This window comes from Mycolicibacterium sp. 624 (genome assembly GCF_040548615.1).
Classification (GTDB): domain Bacteria; phylum Actinomycetota; class Actinomycetes; order Mycobacteriales; family Mycobacteriaceae; genus Mycobacterium.
Window position 1 is genome coordinate 44124 of the sequence record NZ_JBEPRZ010000005.1, and the last position, 16077, is coordinate 60200.

Annotated in this window: 12 protein-coding genes; 4 read left to right on the plus strand and 8 right to left on the minus strand. The window is 65.9% G+C overall.

The features are described 5' to 3' along the window. The first annotated feature begins 24 nt into the window (after positions 1-24). On the plus strand, positions 25-456 hold the full coding sequence (locus tag ABIA65_RS19885; RefSeq protein WP_241400849.1) for a VOC family protein: 432 nt from the start codon (positions 25-27) through the stop codon (positions 454-456). A gap of 28 nt (positions 457-484) precedes the next feature. Here ABIA65_RS19885 and ABIA65_RS19890 read toward each other — a convergent pair whose 3' ends face one another. Next, complete coding sequence (locus ABIA65_RS19890; protein WP_241400850.1) at positions 485-1237, minus strand: deoxyribonuclease IV; 753 nt, start codon at positions 1235-1237, stop codon at positions 485-487. Between the two features lie 257 nt (positions 1238-1494). On the opposite strand from ABIA65_RS19890, the gene ABIA65_RS19895 reads away from it, so the two are divergent. From ABIA65_RS19895 to ABIA65_RS19905, 3 genes are read left to right on the plus strand one after another with little or no spacing between them, the layout of a single operon-like run. Then, positions 1495-2553, plus strand: a complete 1059-nt coding sequence (locus ABIA65_RS19895; RefSeq protein ID WP_354524668.1) for a type III polyketide synthase — start codon at positions 1495-1497, stop codon at positions 2551-2553. 13 nt (positions 2554-2566) lie between these two features. After that, positions 2567-3076 (plus strand): isoprenylcysteine carboxyl methyltransferase family protein, encoded by a 510-nt coding sequence (locus ABIA65_RS19900; RefSeq protein WP_354524669.1) that lies wholly within the window; start codon positions 2567-2569, stop codon positions 3074-3076. Next, the gene (locus ABIA65_RS19905; protein WP_354524670.1) at positions 3073-4089 is read left to right on the plus strand and encodes an NAD(P)/FAD-dependent oxidoreductase; all 1017 of its coding nucleotides are present in this window, start codon (positions 3073-3075) and stop codon (positions 4087-4089) included. The genes ABIA65_RS19900 and ABIA65_RS19905 overlap by 4 nt, the downstream gene beginning before the upstream one ends. Before the next feature lie 121 nt (positions 4090-4210). Here ABIA65_RS19905 and ABIA65_RS19910 read toward each other — a convergent pair whose 3' ends face one another. The 7 genes from ABIA65_RS19910 to ABIA65_RS19940 form a co-directional block, all read right to left on the minus strand. Next, positions 4211-8164 carry a DNA-directed RNA polymerase subunit beta' gene (locus tag ABIA65_RS19910; RefSeq protein ID WP_241400854.1) on the minus strand — a complete coding sequence of 1318 codons (3954 nt, stop codon included), beginning with the start codon at positions 8162-8164 and terminating at the stop codon, positions 4211-4213. A gap of 65 nt (positions 8165-8229) precedes the next feature. Further along, positions 8230-11739, minus strand: coding sequence for a DNA-directed RNA polymerase subunit beta (gene rpoB / locus ABIA65_RS19915; RefSeq protein ID WP_241400855.1), 3510 nt, complete (start codon positions 11737-11739; stop codon positions 8230-8232). A 536-nt stretch (positions 11740-12275) separates the two neighbouring features. Further along, entirely contained in the window at positions 12276-12941 is a 666-nt protein-coding gene (locus ABIA65_RS19920; protein ID WP_241400856.1) for a methyltransferase domain-containing protein, read from the minus strand. A gap of 92 nt (positions 12942-13033) precedes the next feature. Then, the gene (locus ABIA65_RS19925) at positions 13034-14116 is read right to left on the minus strand and encodes an ABC transporter ATP-binding protein (protein ID WP_241400857.1); all 1083 of its coding nucleotides are present in this window, start codon (positions 14114-14116) and stop codon (positions 13034-13036) included. A 247-nt stretch (positions 14117-14363) separates the two neighbouring features. After that, positions 14364-14750 (minus strand): 50S ribosomal protein L7/L12, encoded by a 387-nt coding sequence (rplL, locus tag ABIA65_RS19930; RefSeq protein ID WP_241400858.1) that lies wholly within the window; start codon positions 14748-14750, stop codon positions 14364-14366. 53 nt (positions 14751-14803) lie between these two features. Continuing rightward, positions 14804-15334 carry a 50S ribosomal protein L10 gene (gene rplJ / locus ABIA65_RS19935; RefSeq protein ID WP_241400859.1) on the minus strand — a complete coding sequence of 177 codons (531 nt, stop codon included), beginning with the start codon at positions 15332-15334 and terminating at the stop codon, positions 14804-14806. A 295-nt stretch (positions 15335-15629) separates the two neighbouring features. After that, complete coding sequence (locus ABIA65_RS19940; RefSeq protein ID WP_354524671.1) at positions 15630-16058, minus strand: anthrone oxygenase family protein; 429 nt, start codon at positions 16056-16058, stop codon at positions 15630-15632. Positions 16059-16077: the final 19 nt, after the last annotated feature.

A 16077-nucleotide genomic window follows, 5' to 3' on the forward strand; every position in this document is an offset into this window, starting at 1 on the left:
CGCACCCAGCAGTAAGGCAACGTCATGCCGCATTCGGATCACGATTCGATCCCCCGCTTCCACCTGGCCGTGGCAGTCGACGATCTGACAGCCGCGCGTGGCTTCTACGGCGACACTCTCGGCTTGCACGAAGGCCGCAGTTCGCAGCACTGGATCGACTGGAACATGTACGGCCATCAGGTCGTCACACATCTCTCACCGCGAAACACCGAACCCGCCGAGAGCTCCGTCGACGGACACAACGTGCCCATCCCGCACTTCGGAGTCATCCTGTCGATCAGCGACTTCCACGCCCTCACCGGGCGCCTTCGTGCACACGGCGTTCAGTTCGTTCGTGAACCCCATGTGCGATTCCCGGGCGAAGCGGGAGAACAGTGGACGATGTTCCTACGAGATCCCGCTGACAACGCCCTCGAATTCAAGGCCTTCGCCGACGACACCCAGGTCTTCACCTAGGTAGTGCGCGCAGAGCCAACACGCCGGATCAGCCGAGGTTCTCCCGAAGGAACGCGATGTCGTCCTTGCGGCCCTCATCTGAGGTCTCGCAGATGACCGGTGCGTCGGCCGTCTTGACGACCGCGACCAGCAGCTGCGGGTCGATCTGGCCGGTGCCGAAGTTCGCGTGCCGGTCAGCGCCGGACCCGGCCGCGTCGCGGGAGTCGTTGCAGTGGACCAGGTCGATGCGCCCGGTGATGGACTTGATGCGCTCCACGGCGTCGATGAGCGCCTCACCTGCGGCCCAGGCGTGGCATGTGTCGAGGCAGAAGCCGATGCCCATATCGCCGATGCGCTCCCACAGTCGCGCGATGGTGTCGAAGTGCCGCGCCATCGCGTGGTCGCCCCCGGCCGTGTTCTCGAGGTAGACCGGGACATCGGTCTTGAGGCTGTCGAGCGCCTTGACCCACCGCTCGAAGCCGGCCTCCATGTCCTTGTCGTCGGCGTGCCCGCCGTGCACGATCACGGCCGTGGCCCCGACCTCGGACGCCGCGTCGCACGTGTCCTGCAGGATCTTGCGCGACGGGATCCGGACCCGGTTGTTGGCCGACGCCACATTGATGAGGTACGGCGCGTGCACGTAGAGCGGGACCGTCGAAGCCTTCAGCGCCGCTGCGTCCTCACGCGGTTTGGGCTTCTTCCAGCTCTGCGGGTCACCGAGGAAGAACTGCACGACCTCTGCATCCTCAGCCGCGGCAGCGGACAACGGGTCATCACCGTGGACATGTGAGCCAATCAGCACGGAACCCAGTCTAGGTCGGCCGTCCGACACCCTCCAGACCTCAGCGAACCGTGGCCGATCACGTAGCCCCCACATCCCAGAACCCGCGCTTTAGCATGGGCAATGCCTTGTGGTGGTTCGAAACTCACAGCTCACCCGTAATCACCACCCATCGGCGCACCAGACTCCGTGCCATCCCGCCGCCCACTGCGGACCGCACCATCGAGTGAACGATGTGCCGCCCTATGTCGTGTTAGTCATTGAGAAGGAGTGAGCCCATGAGCGTCATCGCCAGTGTCCGCGGAGAACTACCACCGCACCGCTACACCCAGGCCGAGGTCACCGAGGCCCTGCTCGCGCTTCCCGGCTACGGCGAACACGAGGACGCCATCCGCCAGCTCCACAAGAGCGCGAAGGTCGACAGCAGACACATGGTGCTGCCGCTGGAGGACTACGCCGGGCTCAATGACTTCGGCCGCGCCAACGACATCTTCATCGAGCACGCCGTGGAACTGGGATGTGCGGCGATAACCGGTGCGCTCGCCGAGGCCGGCGTCGAGCCCGCCGACGTGGACGTCATCTTCACGACCACCGTGACCGGCGTCGCCGTCCCGCCCCTGGACGCCCGCATCGCCGGTCGGATCGGGCTGCGGCCCGACGTCCGGCGGGTACCGATGTTCGGCCTGGGCTGCGTCGCCGGGGCCGCCGGGATTGCACGCGTCAACGACTACCTGCGCGGTGCGCCCGACGACATCGCCGTCCTGCTCGCGGTGGAACTGTGTTCGCTGGTGCCCAAGAGCGACCCGACCATCGCCACCGTGGTCGGCAGCAGCCTGTTCGGCGACGGCGCCGCCGCGGTGGTCGTCGTCGGCGATCGACGCGCCGGACAGATCGGGGCCAGCGGACCGGAGGTGCTCGACTCCCGCAGCCAGCTCTACCCCGACTCGCTGCGCACGATGGGCTGGGACATCGACTCGAGCGGCTTCCGCCTGGTGCTGTCCCCCGACGTGCCCAAGGTCGTCGAACGCTATCTCGGTGACGGCGTCACGAGTTTCCTCTCCGACCACGACCTGACCATCGCCGATATCGGCGCGTGGGTGAGTCACCCGGGCGGCCCCAAGGTCATCGAGGCGATCACCGCCACGCTCGGCCTGCCCGACGATGCGCTCGAACTCACGTGGCGATCACTGGCCGAGGTCGGCAACCTGTCCTCGGCATCGGTGCTGCACGTGCTGCGGGACACCATCGCCAAGCGCCCGCCCGCGGGCAGCCCCGGCATGCTGATGGCGATGGGCCCGGGGTTCTGCTCCGAACTCGTGCTGCTGCGTTGGAACTGACGGGAACCCGCAGATGATCTGGTACACGCTGCTGATCGCCGCCGTCGCCCTCGAACGCGTCGCGGAACTGATTGTCTCCAACCGAAACTGGGCATGGTCGCAGGCCCGCGGCGGCATCGAGTTCGGCAAGGGGCACTACCCCGTGATGGTGGTACTGCACACCGGCCTGCTCGCGGCATGCCTGCTGGAGCCGATCCTGCTGCACCGCCCGTTCATCCCCGCACTGGGGTGGTCGATGCTGGCGGTCGTCATCGCCACTCAGGCCCTACGCTGGTGGTGCATCACCACGCTCGGCCCGCAGTGGAACACCCGGGTCATCGTCGTACCCGGCGCGGCACGGGTGACCGGTGGCCCGTACCGCTGGATCCCGCACCCGAACTACGTGGTGGTTGTCGCCGAGGGCATCGCCCTGCCGCTCGTCCACACCGGGTGGCTCACCGCCATCGTCTTCACGGTCCTCAACGCGATGCTGCTGAGAACGCGACTGAAGGTCGAGAACGCCGCGCTGGCGAGCCTGACATGATCGACCTGCTGGTGGCCGGCGCCGGTCCCGCGGGACTTGCGACCGCGCTGTACGGCGCACAGGCGGGCCTCGAAGTCGCCGTCGTCGAACGCCGAACCGGGGTGCTCGACAAGGCGTGTGGCGAGGGAATGATGCCGCACACGCTGAGCCATCTCGAGCACTTCGGCATCGCGGTCACGGGTCGCCCGCTGCGCGGGATCAGCTACATCGCCGGCGAGCGACGCGTCGACGCCACCTTCCGTGCGGGCGCCGGCCGGGGGGTACGCCGGACAGTTCTACACGCCGCGCTGTGGCAGGCCGCCGAGGCCGCCGGGGTGAAACTCGTCCACGGCGAGTTCGGCGAGATCACCCAGGACGCGGAGTCGGTGTGCGCTGGCGGGTTTCGTGCCCGGTATCTGGCGGCGGCGGACGGACTGCACTCCCCCATCCGCACGTCGCTGGGACTGTCGCGACCGAGCCGAGGTCCCCGGCGGTGGGGCATCCGCAGGCACATCGAGATCGCACCGTGGACCGACTCCGTTGAGGTGCACTGGGCGCCGGGCGCCGAGGCCTACGTGACTCCGGTGGCGCACGACTGCGTGGGCATCGCGATCCTGTCCGCCAGCAGGGGCGGATTCGACCGGCACTTCGAGGAGTTCACCGAGCTGCGCGACCGCGTGCACGGTCACGGGCACGGCCAGGACCGGGCCGCGGGCCCTCTTCGGCAGAACGCCAGCAGTCGGGTGGCCGGGCGGGTCCTGCTCGTCGGGGACGCCGCCGGCTACATCGATGCACTCACCGGTGAGGGTATGGGGTTGGCCTTCAGCGCGGCGCAGGCACTGGTCAATTGCGTTGTGCAGGAACGACCCGAGACCTACGACCGGCAGTGGCGCCGGCTCACCCGCAGGTACCGCCTGTTGACCGCGGGCCTGGTCGCCGCGGGCAGCCACGCACCGGTGCGATCGCGGATCGTCCCGGCCGCCACCGCTCTGCCGCGCGTCTTCGCCGCGGCAGTCAACCAACTGGCGTACTGATCCGCGCGAGCCCCGCCGTTTGTGAATCTCACGACGCTGCATGCCGGATTTCGTCGTGAGGTTCACATTCGAGATACGAGAAAGGGCCCCGGAACGAATCCCGGGGCCCTTCTCGTCTTGACTAGCGGTAGTCGCTGAAACCGTAGTCGTCCAGCGGCACAGCCTGACCGGAGCTCTGGCCGAAGTCCGGGCTGTAGTACTGATCCTCGTAGGACGGGATCGTGTACGCCGCGGCGCGGGCCTCCTCGGTCGGTGCAACCTGGATGTCGCGGTAGCGGGCGATACCCGTGCCGGCCGGGATCAACTTACCGATGATCACGTTCTCCTTCAGACCCTGCAGCTTGTCGCTGCGGCAGTTGATCGCCGCATCGGTCAGCACGCGAGTGGTCTCCTGGAACGACGCCGCCGACAGCCACGAGTCCGTGGCCAGCGATGCCTTCGTGATACCCATCAGCACCGGACGTCCGGCGGCGGGCTCGCCACCTTCGGCGACGACGCGACGGTTCTCCGACTCGAACTCGGCACGCTCGGTGAGCGAGCCGGGCAGGAACTCCGTGCTGCCCGAGTCGATGATCGTCACGCGACGCAGCATCTGCCGCACGATGACCTCGATGTGCTTGTCGTGGATCGACACACCCTGGGCGCGGTAGACCTCCTGCACCTCGTTGACGAGGTGCATCTGGACGCTCCGCTGACCCTGCACGCGAAGAACCTCGTGCGGGTTGGCCGAACCCTCCATCAGCTGCTGGCCGACCTCGACGTGGTCACCGTCGGCCAGGAGCCGCTCGGAACCGTCGTCGTGCTTGAACACCTTCAGCCGCTGGCGACGAGAGATCTTGTCGTAGACCACTTCTTCGCTTCCGTCATCCGGCACGATCGTGACCTTGTAGAACTTCTCGGTCTCCTCGAGACGGATCCGTCCGGAGACATCCGCGATCGGCGCATTGTTGCGCGGCACGCGGGCCTCGAACAGTTCCTGCACGCGGGGCAGACCACCGACGATGTCGGCACCGCCGGTGACACCACCCTGGTGGAAGGTACGCATGGTCAGCTGCGTGCCGGGCTCACCGATGGACTGCGCGGCGACGATGCCCACGGCCTCACCGATGTCGACGAGCTTGCCGGTGGCCATCGAGCGGCCGTAGCAGAGCGCGCAGACGCCGTTGCCGCTGGCACACGTCAGCACCGAACGGACCCGAACCTGCGAGATGCCGGCGGCGAGCAATGCGTCGATCGCCGGGTCACCCAGATCGTGGCCACGCTCGACTACGACGTTGCCCTTCTCATCGACCGCGTCGCTGGCCAAGGTGCGGGCGAACGCCGCGGTCTCGACGTGCGGATCGCGGATCAGCGTGCCATCGGGGCCGGCCTCGGCCAGCACGACAGCAATACCGCGCTCGGTATCGCAATCGTGCTCGCGGACGATGACGTCCTGGCTGACGTCCACCAGACGACGGGTCAGGTAACCCGAGTCAGCGGTACGAAGAGCCGTGTCCGCCAGGCCCTTACGAGCGCCGTGCGTGTTGATGAAGTACTCCAGAACCGTCAGGCCCTCGCGGAACGAGGACTTGATCGGGCGCGGGATGAACTCACCCTTCGGGTTGGTCACCAGACCCTTCATGCCCGCGAGCGTGCGGGTCTGGGTCAGGTTGCCCGTGGCGCCGGACTTCACGATCGTGATGATCGGGTTGTCCACCGGGTAGTAGGCCTCGAGCGCGTCGCCGACCTCTTCGGTCGCCTTCTGCCAGACCTTGACCAGTTCGCCGTTGCGCTCCTCCTTGTTGAGGGCGCCGCGCTGGTACTGCTTCTCGATGTGCTCGGCTTCTTGCTCGTGACGCTCGAGGATGCCTTCCTTCTCCGGCGGCACCAGAACGTCGGCCATAGACACCGTGACACCCGAACGGGTGGCCCAGTGGAAACCGGCGTCCTTGAGCTTGTCGACGGTCTGCGCCACCACGATCATCGGGTAGCGCTCGGCCAGGTCGTTGATGATCCTGGCCTGGACCTTCTTGTGCATCTGCTCATCGATGAACGGGTAGCCGCGGGGCAGCAGCTCGTTGAAGAGCACCCGGCCCAGCGTGGTCTCCGCCGTCCAGGCGTCGCCCTGCTTCCAACCATCCGGGAACAGTTCGGCCTCACGGTCGGCCGGCGGACGCAAGTGCGTCAGCCGAACCTTGATCCGAGCCCGAACCGACAGCGCGCGCAGATCGACGGCCATCTGGGCCTCTGCGGCAGAGCTGTACACACCCGTCTCCGGCTGATCCTTGGCGGCGGGCGTGTATTCGCCCGTGTCGCCAGCGATCTCGGTGGTCAGGAAGTACAGTCCGGTCACCATGTCCAGACGCGGCATGGCCAACGGCTTGCCGGACGCCGGGGACAGGATGTTGTTGCTCGACAGCATCAGGATGCGAGCCTCGGCCTGCGCCTCCGCGGACAGCGGAAGGTGCACGGCCATCTGGTCACCGTCGAAGTCGGCGTTGAACGCCTCACAGACGAGCGGGTGCAGCTGAATTGCCTTGCCCTCGACCAGCTGCGGCTCGAATGCCTGGATGCCCAGGCGGTGCAGCGTTGGTGCGCGGTTCAGCAGCACGGGGTGCTCGGCGATGACCTCTTCGAGGACGTCCCACACCTGCGGGCGCTGACGCTCCACCATGCGCTTGGCGCTCTTGATGTTCTGCGCGTGGTTCAGGTCGACCAGACGCTTCATCACGAACGGCTTGAACAGCTCGAGTGCCATCAGCTTCGGCAGACCGCACTGGTGCAGCTTGAGCTGCGGGCCGACCACGATGACCGAACGGCCCGAGTAGTCGACGCGCTTGCCGAGCAGGTTCTGACGGAACCGACCCTGCTTGCCCTTGAGCAGATCCGAGAGCGACTTGAGCGGACGGTTGCCCGGCCCGGTGACGGGCCGGCCACGACGGCCGTTGTCGAACAGCGCGTCCACGGACTCCTGCAGCATCCGCTTCTCGTTGTTGACGATGATCTCGGGTGCACCGAGGTCGATCAGCCTCTTGAGACGGTTGTTGCGGTTGATGACGCGGCGGTACAGGTCGTTGAGGTCGGAGGTCGCGAAGCGGCCACCGTCCAGCTGCACCATCGGACGCAGTTCCGGCGGGATCACCGGGACGGCGTCGAGCACCATGCCCATCGGCGAGTTGCGGTTCATCTGGAACGCGGCGACGACCTTCAGGCGCTTCAGGGCACGAAGCTTCTTCTGGCCCTTGCCGTTCTTGATGGTGTCGCGCAGCGACTCGGCCTCGGCGTCGATGTCGAAGGTCTCGATGAGCTTCTTGATCGACTCCGCGCCCATGGCGCCCTGGAAGTACTCGCCGTAGCGGTCCTGCAGCTCGCGGTAGAGCACCTCGTCGACGATCAGCTGCTTGGGAGCCAGCTTGACGAAGGTCGTCCAGATCTCGTCGAGCCGGTCCAGCTCACGCTGGGCGCGGTCGCGGAGCTGACGCATCTCGCGCTCGCCACCGTCACGCACCTTGCGGCGGACGTCAGACTTGGCGCCCTCCTTCTCGAGTTCGGCCAGGTCGTTCTCGAGCTTCTGGCTGCGCTCGGCAAGGTCCAGATCGCGCTGGTCCTCGACCGACTTCTTCTCGACAACCATCTCGGCCTCGAGCGTGGACAGCTCGTTGTGCCGCATCTCGGTGTCGACGGCGGTGATGACGTAGGCGGCGAAGTAGATGATCTTCTCGAGATCCTTCGGCGCCAGGTCGAGCAGGTAGCCCAACCGCGACGGCACACCCTTGAAGTACCAGATGTGCGTGACGGGCGCGGCGAGCTCGATGTGGCCCATCCGCTCACGACGCACCTTGGCGCGAGTTACCTCGACGCCACAGCGCTCACAGACGATGCCCTTGAAGCGGACACGCTTGTACTTGCCGCAGTAGCACTCCCAGTCGCGAGTCGGTCCGAAGATCTTCTCGCAGAACAGGCCGTCCTTCTCTGGCTTGAGCGTGCGGTAGTTGATGGTCTCCGGCTTCTTAACCTCGCCGAAGGACCAGTTGCGGATGTCGTCCGCGGTGGCCAGGCCGATGCGGAGTTCATCGAAGAAGTTGACGTCTAGCACGTAACTCCCTTTCCCCTTGCGGGATTTCGAATCTAATTTCTAATGGCTGTGCTGGACGGAGGCCTCTAAGCGAGATCCTCGACCGACGGAGACTCGTTGCGGGACAGGTTGATTCCCAGGTTCGCAGCAGCGCGTTCCAGGTCCTCATCGTCCGTATCGCGCATCTCGATCGCAGTGCCCTCGCTGGAGAGCACCTCGACGTTGAGGCACAGCGACTGCAGTTCCTTGAGAAGCACCTTGAACGACTCGGGAATACCCGGCTCGGGGATGTTCTCGCCCTTGACGATCGCCTCGTAGACCTTCACGCGGCCGACGGTGTCATCGGACTTGATGGTCAACAGCTCCTGCAGCGTGTACGCGGCGCCGTAGGCCTGCATGGCCCAGCACTCCATCTCGCCGAACCGCTGGCCACCGAACTGCGCCTTACCGCCCAGCGGCTGCTGGGTGATCATCGAGTACGGGCCGGTGGAGCGCGCGTGGATCTTGTCGTCCACCAAGTGGTGCAGCTTCAGGATGTACATGTAGCCAACCGTCACCGGGTACGGGAACGGCTCGCCACTGCGGCCATCGAACAACTGCGACTTGCCGTCACCGTTGACCATGACGTCGCCGTCACGGTTGGGCAGCGTCGACGAGAGCAGACCCGTGAGCTCGTTCTCACGCGCACCGTCGAAGACGGGCGTGGAGACGATGCTGTTCGGCTCGGCCGCCAGCAGGTTCTCGGGCAGGTTGGAGGCCCAGTCCGGCGTGCCACCGACGACGTCGATGTTCCAGCCGGCCTTGGCGACCCAGCCCAGGTGCGTCTCGAGGATCTGGCCGATGTTCATCCGTCGCGGCACACCGTGCGTGTTCAGGATGATGTCGACCGGCGTGCCGTCCGGCATGAACGGCATGTCCTCGATCGGCAGGATCTTGCCGATGACGCCCTTGTTGCCGTGGCGTCCGGCGAGCTTGTCACCGTCGGAGATCTTGCGCTTCTGGGCCACGTAGACGCGGACCAGCTCGTTGACGCCGGCGGGCAGCTCGTCATCGTCCTCGCGAGAGAACATCCGAACGCCGATGACCTTGCCGGACTCACCGTGGGGCACCTTGAGCGACGTGTCGCGGACCTCGCGGGCCTTCTCACCGAAGATGGCACGCAGCAGGCGCTCCTCCGGGGTCAGCTCGGTCTCGCCCTTGGGCGTGACCTTGCCGACCAGGATGTCGCCGTCGCGGACCTCGGCGCCGATGCGGACGATGCCGCGCTCGTCGAGATCTGCCAGCACCTCGTCGGAGACGTTCGGGATGTCCCGGGTGATCTCCTCGGCGCCCAGCTTGGTGTCACGCGCATCGATCTCGTGCTCTTCGATGTGGATCGACGTGAGCACGTCCTCCTCCACGAGCCGCTGGCTCAGGATGATGGCGTCCTCGTAGTTGTGACCCTCCCACGGCATGATCGCGACCAGCAGGTTCTTGCCGAGCGCCATCTCACCGTTCTCGGTGCACGGACCGTCGGCGATGACCTGGCCGGACTCCACACGCTGCCCGGCGTCCACGATCGGGCGCTGGTTGGCGCACGTGCCGTGGTTGGAGCGGGCGAACTTGCGCATCCGGTAGGTGTGCCGGGTGCCGTCGTCGGCCATCACCGTGACGTAGTCGGCGGAGACCTCCTCGACGACACCGGGCTTGGCCGACACGACGACGTCACCGGCGTCGATCGCGGCACGCAGTTCCATACCGGTGCCGACCAGCGGGGCCTCGCTGCGAACCAGCGGAACCGCCTGGCGCTGCATGTTGGCACCCATGAGGGCACGGTTGGCGTCGTCGTGCTCGAGGAACGGAATCATGGCCGTGGCCACCGACACCATCTGGCGCGGCGAGACGTCCATGAAGTCGACGTCGGCGGGCGTGACGTTCTCGACCTCGCCACCCTTACGACGAACCAGGATGCGCTCCTCAGTGAAGCGACCCTCCTCGTCGATCGGCGAGTTGGCCTGCGCCACGACGTGGCGGTCCTCCTCGTCGGCGGTGAGGTGCTGGATCTCGTCGGTGACCTTGCCGTCGATGACCTTGCGGTACGGCGTCTCGATGAAGCCGAACGGGTTGACCCGTGCGTACACCGAGAGCGAACCGATCAGACCGATGTTCGGACCCTCAGGGGTCTCGATCGGGCACATCCGGCCGTAGTGGCTGGGGTGCACGTCGCGGACCTCGAGGCCGGCACGCTCACGGGACAGACCACCGGGGCCAAGCGCCGACAGGCGACGCTTGTGCGTCAGACCCGACAGCGGGTTGTTCTGATCCATGAACTGCGACAGCTGGCTGGTTCCGAAGAACTCCTTGATCGCCGCCACGACGGGACGGATGTTGATCAGGGTCTGCGGGGTGATCGCCTCGACGTCCTGAGTGGTCATCCGCTCGCGGACGACGCGCTCCATGCGGGACAGGCCGACCCGGATCTGGTTCTGGATCAGCTCGCCCACGGTCCGCAGACGACGGTTGCCGAAGTGGTCGATGTCATCGACCTCGACGGGCACCTCGATGCCGCCGGGGGCGGTCATCGTGGTCTCGTTGTCGTGCAGCCGCACCAGGTACTCGATGGTGGTGGCGATGTCCTCGGGCGTCAGCGTCGAGCTGGTGATCGGAACGCCGGGGTTGAGGCCCAGCTTCTTGTTCACCTTGTAGCGGCCCACGCGGGCCAGGTCGTAGCGCTTCTCCTTGAAGAACAGGTTCTCCAGCAGGGTCTGCGCGGACTCCTTGGTCGGCGGCTCGCCCGGGCGCAGCTTCCGGTAGATGTCGAGCAGTGCCTCGTCGGGACCGGCGGTGCTGTCCTTCTCGAGGGTGGACATCATGATCTCGGAGAAGCCGAAGCGCTCGGTGATCTGCTCGCTGGTCCAGCCGAGTGCCTTCAGCAGCACGGTGACGGGCTGGCGACGCTTGCGGTCGATGCGCACACCCACGGTGGCGCGCTTATCGACGTCGAACTCCAACCATGCGCCGCGGCCGGGGATGACCTTGACGCTGGTGAGGTCGTTCTCGGTGGCCTTGTCCTTCGACTTGTCGAAGTAGACGCCAGGCGAACGGACGAGCTGGCTCACCACGACACGCTCGGTGCCGTTGATGATGAACGTGCCCTTCTCGGTCATCATCGGGAAGTCACCCATGAACACCGTCTGGCTCTTGATCTCGCCAGTGGTGTTGTTGATGAACTCAGCGGTGACGAAGAGCGGGGCCGCGTAGGTCTGGTCCTTCTCCTTGCAGTCGTCGACGGGGGCCTTGACCTCGTCGAAGCGCGGGTCGGAGAAGCTCAGCGACAGTGTGCCGGCGAAGTCCTCGATCGGGGAAAGCTCGGTGAGCACCTCTTCGAGACCACCAACGGGGTTGACCTCGCCACGGGCGATGGCCTTCTCCCGCCAACCGTCCGAACCGATCAGCCACTCGAACGAGTCCGTCTGCACGTCAAGAAGCCCCGGAACCTCGAGGGGCTCACGGAGCTTGGCGAAGGAGACTCGGTTGGGTGCTCCAGGAACGGAGTTGTTGGTGGTTTCGACTGACTTGCTCTGGCTAGAGACTGCCAAGATGCATCCTTCCAGCACCTCATGCGACCATCCGGAGGGCGCGAGCGCCGGTTCCTTGTAATCGCGATATCTGCGTCGGTGTCGGCTGGCATTCTCAAGTCCGAGCCTCCGACGCACCGCACACCACTAGTTGACTGAGCAGGGCTCAGGCTAGGACCACGGTGTCGAGTGCGATGAGGTGGGCAGGATGCAGCCAGCGCAACGTCCAACAGTACCGCAGGACGGCGTATTCCTCAACTAGCGCATGCAGCGGCGAACTAGGCGCTGGCTGGCGTCCTCAAACCGTGCATTCATGCTGCCCAACAGATTGGCCCGTTTGCTTCCGTCCGTCAAGAGATAGCGCCGTGTTTCCTGTGGAGTGTCGCGCCGAGTTTCCGTGCGGCTCGCCCGGCACGCCGTGCTGAAGACGGCGTCGACGGGGAGCGGCGGGGCGGCCGGCACGGGTGGCACGTGGGCGCGAGCCAGGCCGGCATCGTGCCAACAGCGCTGGTCAAGCCGAGGATTTCGTCGAATTCCATTGCTTCGCACACGAATTCAACGACTCAGATGTGTCGCTATGTCACCTGAGGCCGGCGGCCGGCGACGGTCTGTGAGGCGGCGCTGATCCGGCGCGTCACATCGACGAGTCCCGCGTCGTGCATGACACCGGTGATCTCATCGACGTCGAACAGTCGCAGCGGCGCCCAGCGCGACGCGGCGACACTCATTCGCCGCACGACGGCGGGCCCCCTCGCGGAGGTCGTCAGGATGGCGATCCGCCCGCCGGGAGCGAGCACCCTGATCATCTCCACCAGCGCCGCAGCCGGGTCATCCATCAGATACAGCGCGCCGTAGCAGCTGACGGCGTCGAACGTCGCGTCGGCGAAGGGCAGGTCGATCGCGTCGGCGCGGACGTACCCCACAGGACTGTCTGCCGGGCTGTCGCGCACCGCCTGAGCGAGCATCGTGGCCGAACTGTCCACCCCCACAGCGAGCCCGTCGGGCCCGACCTCTGCGACCAGGGTGCGGGTGGTGTTGCCGGGCCCACACGCGACATCGAGCACCACATCACCGGTGTCGACGGCGAGCAGGCGTCGCTTGATGCGGTCCTCATCGGCGGTGTTGCGCATCGTGAAGCCGAAGAAGGCCACGGGTCGCCAGATTCGCTCATAGATCCGCGGCAGCGCGGTCGATGCCATAAGACGCTGGGCGGTTGTCTGCGGGACGCTGGCCCGACCCATGACGTCGAGGTAGCCGTCCACCTCGACGGCCGGACGGTTCAGCCGATCGCGGACGGCCGCAAGGGCCGTCCGCCGATCGGGATCGGAGGTGCTCAGCCCTCGCTCTGGACCGGGATGGACGCCGTCGGCGCCTCGTCCTCGGTGCGGTGGCGGGCGATGATGTCGCCGTGACCGGGCTCGTGGGCGGCGTACTTGTGGGTGCCCTCGAGGTCGTCGCGGATGGCTTCCTGTGCCGCGGGCGGCAGGGTGTGCATGATCTCGCGCACGCGAGCCTGACGACGGTGCACGGCCTGGCGCTCGGGCATGCCCGGGGTGGCCTGGATCTGCGGCGGCACGCCCTCGATCTCCTCGACGCCACCGTCGTGGTGACCGGCATCGGCGAGCGCCTGCTCCTCGGCCATCGTGCCCTCGTCCTTCTCCTCGGACATACCGATGGGGCCGAGGCGGCGACCGTTGAGGAACTGCTTGACGACGGGCTCGTCGCTGGTCAGCAGCACCTCGCGCGGACCGAACATCACCAGGTGCTTGCGGAAGAGCATGCCCATGTTGTCGGGCACGGTGCGAGCGATGTTGATGTTGTGCGTCACGATCAGGATCGTGCAGTCGATCTGGGCGTTGATGTCGATCAACAGCTGCGACAGGTAGGCGGTACGAACGGGATCCAGACCGGAGTCCGGCTCGTCGCACAGGATGATCTGAGGGTCGAGAACCAGCGAGCGGGCCAACCCGGCGCGCTTGCGCATACCGCCGGAGATCTCACCGGGAAACTTGGTCTCGTCACCGGTCAGACCGACCAGGTCAAGCTTCTCCATGACGATCTGGCGGATCTCGGATTCCTTCTTCTTCGTGTGCTCACGAAGCGGGAACGCGGTGTTGTCGTACAGGCTCATCGAGCCGAACAGCGCGCCGTCCTGGAACATCACGCCGAACAGGGTCCGGATCTCGTAGAGCTCCTTGGCCGAGCACTCGATGATGTTGGTGCCATCGACGATGATCTTGCCGCGCTCGGGGCGTAGCAGGCCGATCAGCGACTTCAGGAACACTGATTTACCGGTACCGGAGGGTCCAAGCAGAACGCTGACCTCACCCGGCGGGATATCGAAAGTGACATCTTCCCAGATTCGCTGAGACCCGAAGGACTTGGTCAGTCCCTCAACCTGAATGCCGATACCCACGCGAGATCCTTCCACCAGTATGTCGCACTACCACTGGGCGCCCCGCCTGTGGCTTGAGTCACTGTAGCTTACGGTCCCGCGCGGCAAGGAGTAACCGCCCACGCAGCAGGAGGACCTCCCCCAGAGACGCCACATGGCATCCCCCAGAGACGACTGTGGGGCCGATCCGTTTGCCGGATCAGCCCCACAGTGCAATTTTTGTCGGCATGCCGACGAGCGTTTGTCGGCAACGCCGACGAGCGCGGAACTACTTGACGGTGACCGTCGCGCCTGCGGCCTCGAGCTTGGCCTTGGCGTCCTCGGCGGCGTCCTTGGAGACCTTCTCGAGCAGCGGCTTGGGTGCGCTGTCGACCAGATCCTTGGCCTCCTTGAGGCCCAGGCCGGAAACGATCTCGCGAACGACCTTGATGACGCCGATCTTCTTCTCGCCGGCACCCTCGAGGATGACGTCGAACTCGGACTGCTCGTCGGCAGCCTCGGCGGGCGCACCGGCGGGGCCGGCAGCGGCGACGGCCACGGGGGCGGCCGCGGTGACGTCGAAGGTCTCCTCGAACTGCTTCACGAACTCAGAGAGCTCGAGCAGGGTCATTTCCTTGAACGCGTCGAGCAATTCGTCGGTGCTGAGCTTGGCCATGTGAATGGTCCTTCCTTACTTAATTTCTTGGTACGAACTTGGTGATGGGTGGATCAGGCGGCGGATTCTTCGCCGGCCTTCTTCTCTTGCAGAGCTGCGGCAAGTCGAGCGACCTGCGAAGCCGGAGCGACGAACAGTGCAGCCGCCTGGGACTGCTTGGCCTTCATTGCACCAGCCAGCTTGGACAGCAGCACCTCGCGCGACTCCAGGTCGGCGATGCGCTCGACTTCAGCGACGGTCAGTGCGCGACCGTCCATGTAGCCGCCCTTGATGACCAGCGCCTTGTTGTCCTTGGCGAACTTCTTGATCGCCTTGGCGGCGTCGACCGGCTCACCATTGATGAACGCGATCGCGGTCGGTCCTGCGAACAGCTCGTCGAGGCCTTCGACACCGGCCTCACTCGCTGCAAGCTTCACCAAGGTGTTCTTGGCGACGGTGTAGGTCGCGGCGTTACCCAGCGACCTGCGCAGCTCGGCAAGGTTGGCAACCGTCAAGCCGCGGTACTCGGTGACGACGGTGGCCGTCGACTCCTTGAACTTCTCGGCGATGTCGGCGACCGCGGTGGCCTTTTCAGCCTTGGCCATGCTTGCCTCCTCGTGTTGGGTTGGACGTACCACCAACCGCCGGACGCGAGGGGCCGGGAAATGACGAACGCCCCGACGCAGACGGTCGGGGCGCGCACAGAGGCGGACGATTGATCCGCGTTACGTACCTCGTCCTCCTGCGTGGGCCGCCGGGTAATCCCGGACCTTCAACCGATTGCTCGGTGACCAACGGTCTGTGGTGGAACTCGGAAAGGATAGCGTGCCGCCCCGCGATCAGCCAAAACGCACACCTTCTGAATGCGATTTCGGCGCGGAAACGCTCGCTGAGCGATCGTTAGCGCGCCGAAATCGCGAGGAGCACGAACACCGTTGCGAGCATCGCCACCCGCAACCAGTGGAACGCGTCCCAGCGCGCCGTAAGGCCCCGGTCGACATCGTCGTCCGTTCTCCACCGAGCGACGCGATTGTTGATCGGCACCAGAATCGTCACCGTCAACAGCACCGCCGCCGCCATGACGACGGCCGCCGCGACCGCCGGTCCGCTGGTGTGGACGACGGCCACGGCGACCAGAAGCGCCATCGCGCCGAAGTACCAGAACGGCATCAGCGCACCGAGCCACCGACTCCCACCGCTGCGGATCACGCGGAAACCGCTATCGGGCAGCTTGGCGGCCAGTGGTCCGACGACGGCCGCGACGCCCAACTCGATACCGACCAATGGCCCCGTGACGACAAGGGCCACGATCCAGACAATCCGCTCCATGTCGTCAACCCTGGCGGCT

Bases quoted from the DNA above. Each gene is read 5' to 3' on its own strand.
- ABIA65_RS19905 (WP_354524670.1), top strand. From the start codon at position 3,073: ATGATCGACCTGCTGGTGGCCGGCGCCGGTCCCGCGGGACTTGCGACC.
- ABIA65_RS19895 (WP_354524668.1), top strand. From the start codon at position 1,495: ATGAGCGTCATCGCCAGTGTCCGCGGAGAACTACCACCGCACCGCTAC.
- rplJ (WP_241400859.1), bottom strand. From the start codon at position 15,334: ATGGCCAAGGCTGAAAAGGCCACCGCGGTCGCCGACATCGCCGAGAAG.
- ABIA65_RS19920 (WP_241400856.1), bottom strand. From the start codon at position 12,941: ATGGGTCGGGCCAGCGTCCCGCAGACAACCGCCCAGCGTCTTATGGCA.
- ABIA65_RS19900 (WP_354524669.1), top strand. From the start codon at position 2,567: ATGATCTGGTACACGCTGCTGATCGCCGCCGTCGCCCTCGAACGCGTC.
- rplL (WP_241400858.1), bottom strand. From the start codon at position 14,750: ATGGCCAAGCTCAGCACCGACGAATTGCTCGACGCGTTCAAGGAAATG.
- ABIA65_RS19885 (WP_241400849.1), top strand. From the start codon at position 25: ATGCCGCATTCGGATCACGATTCGATCCCCCGCTTCCACCTGGCCGTG.
- ABIA65_RS19940 (WP_354524671.1), bottom strand. From the start codon at position 16,058: ATGGAGCGGATTGTCTGGATCGTGGCCCTTGTCGTCACGGGGCCATTG.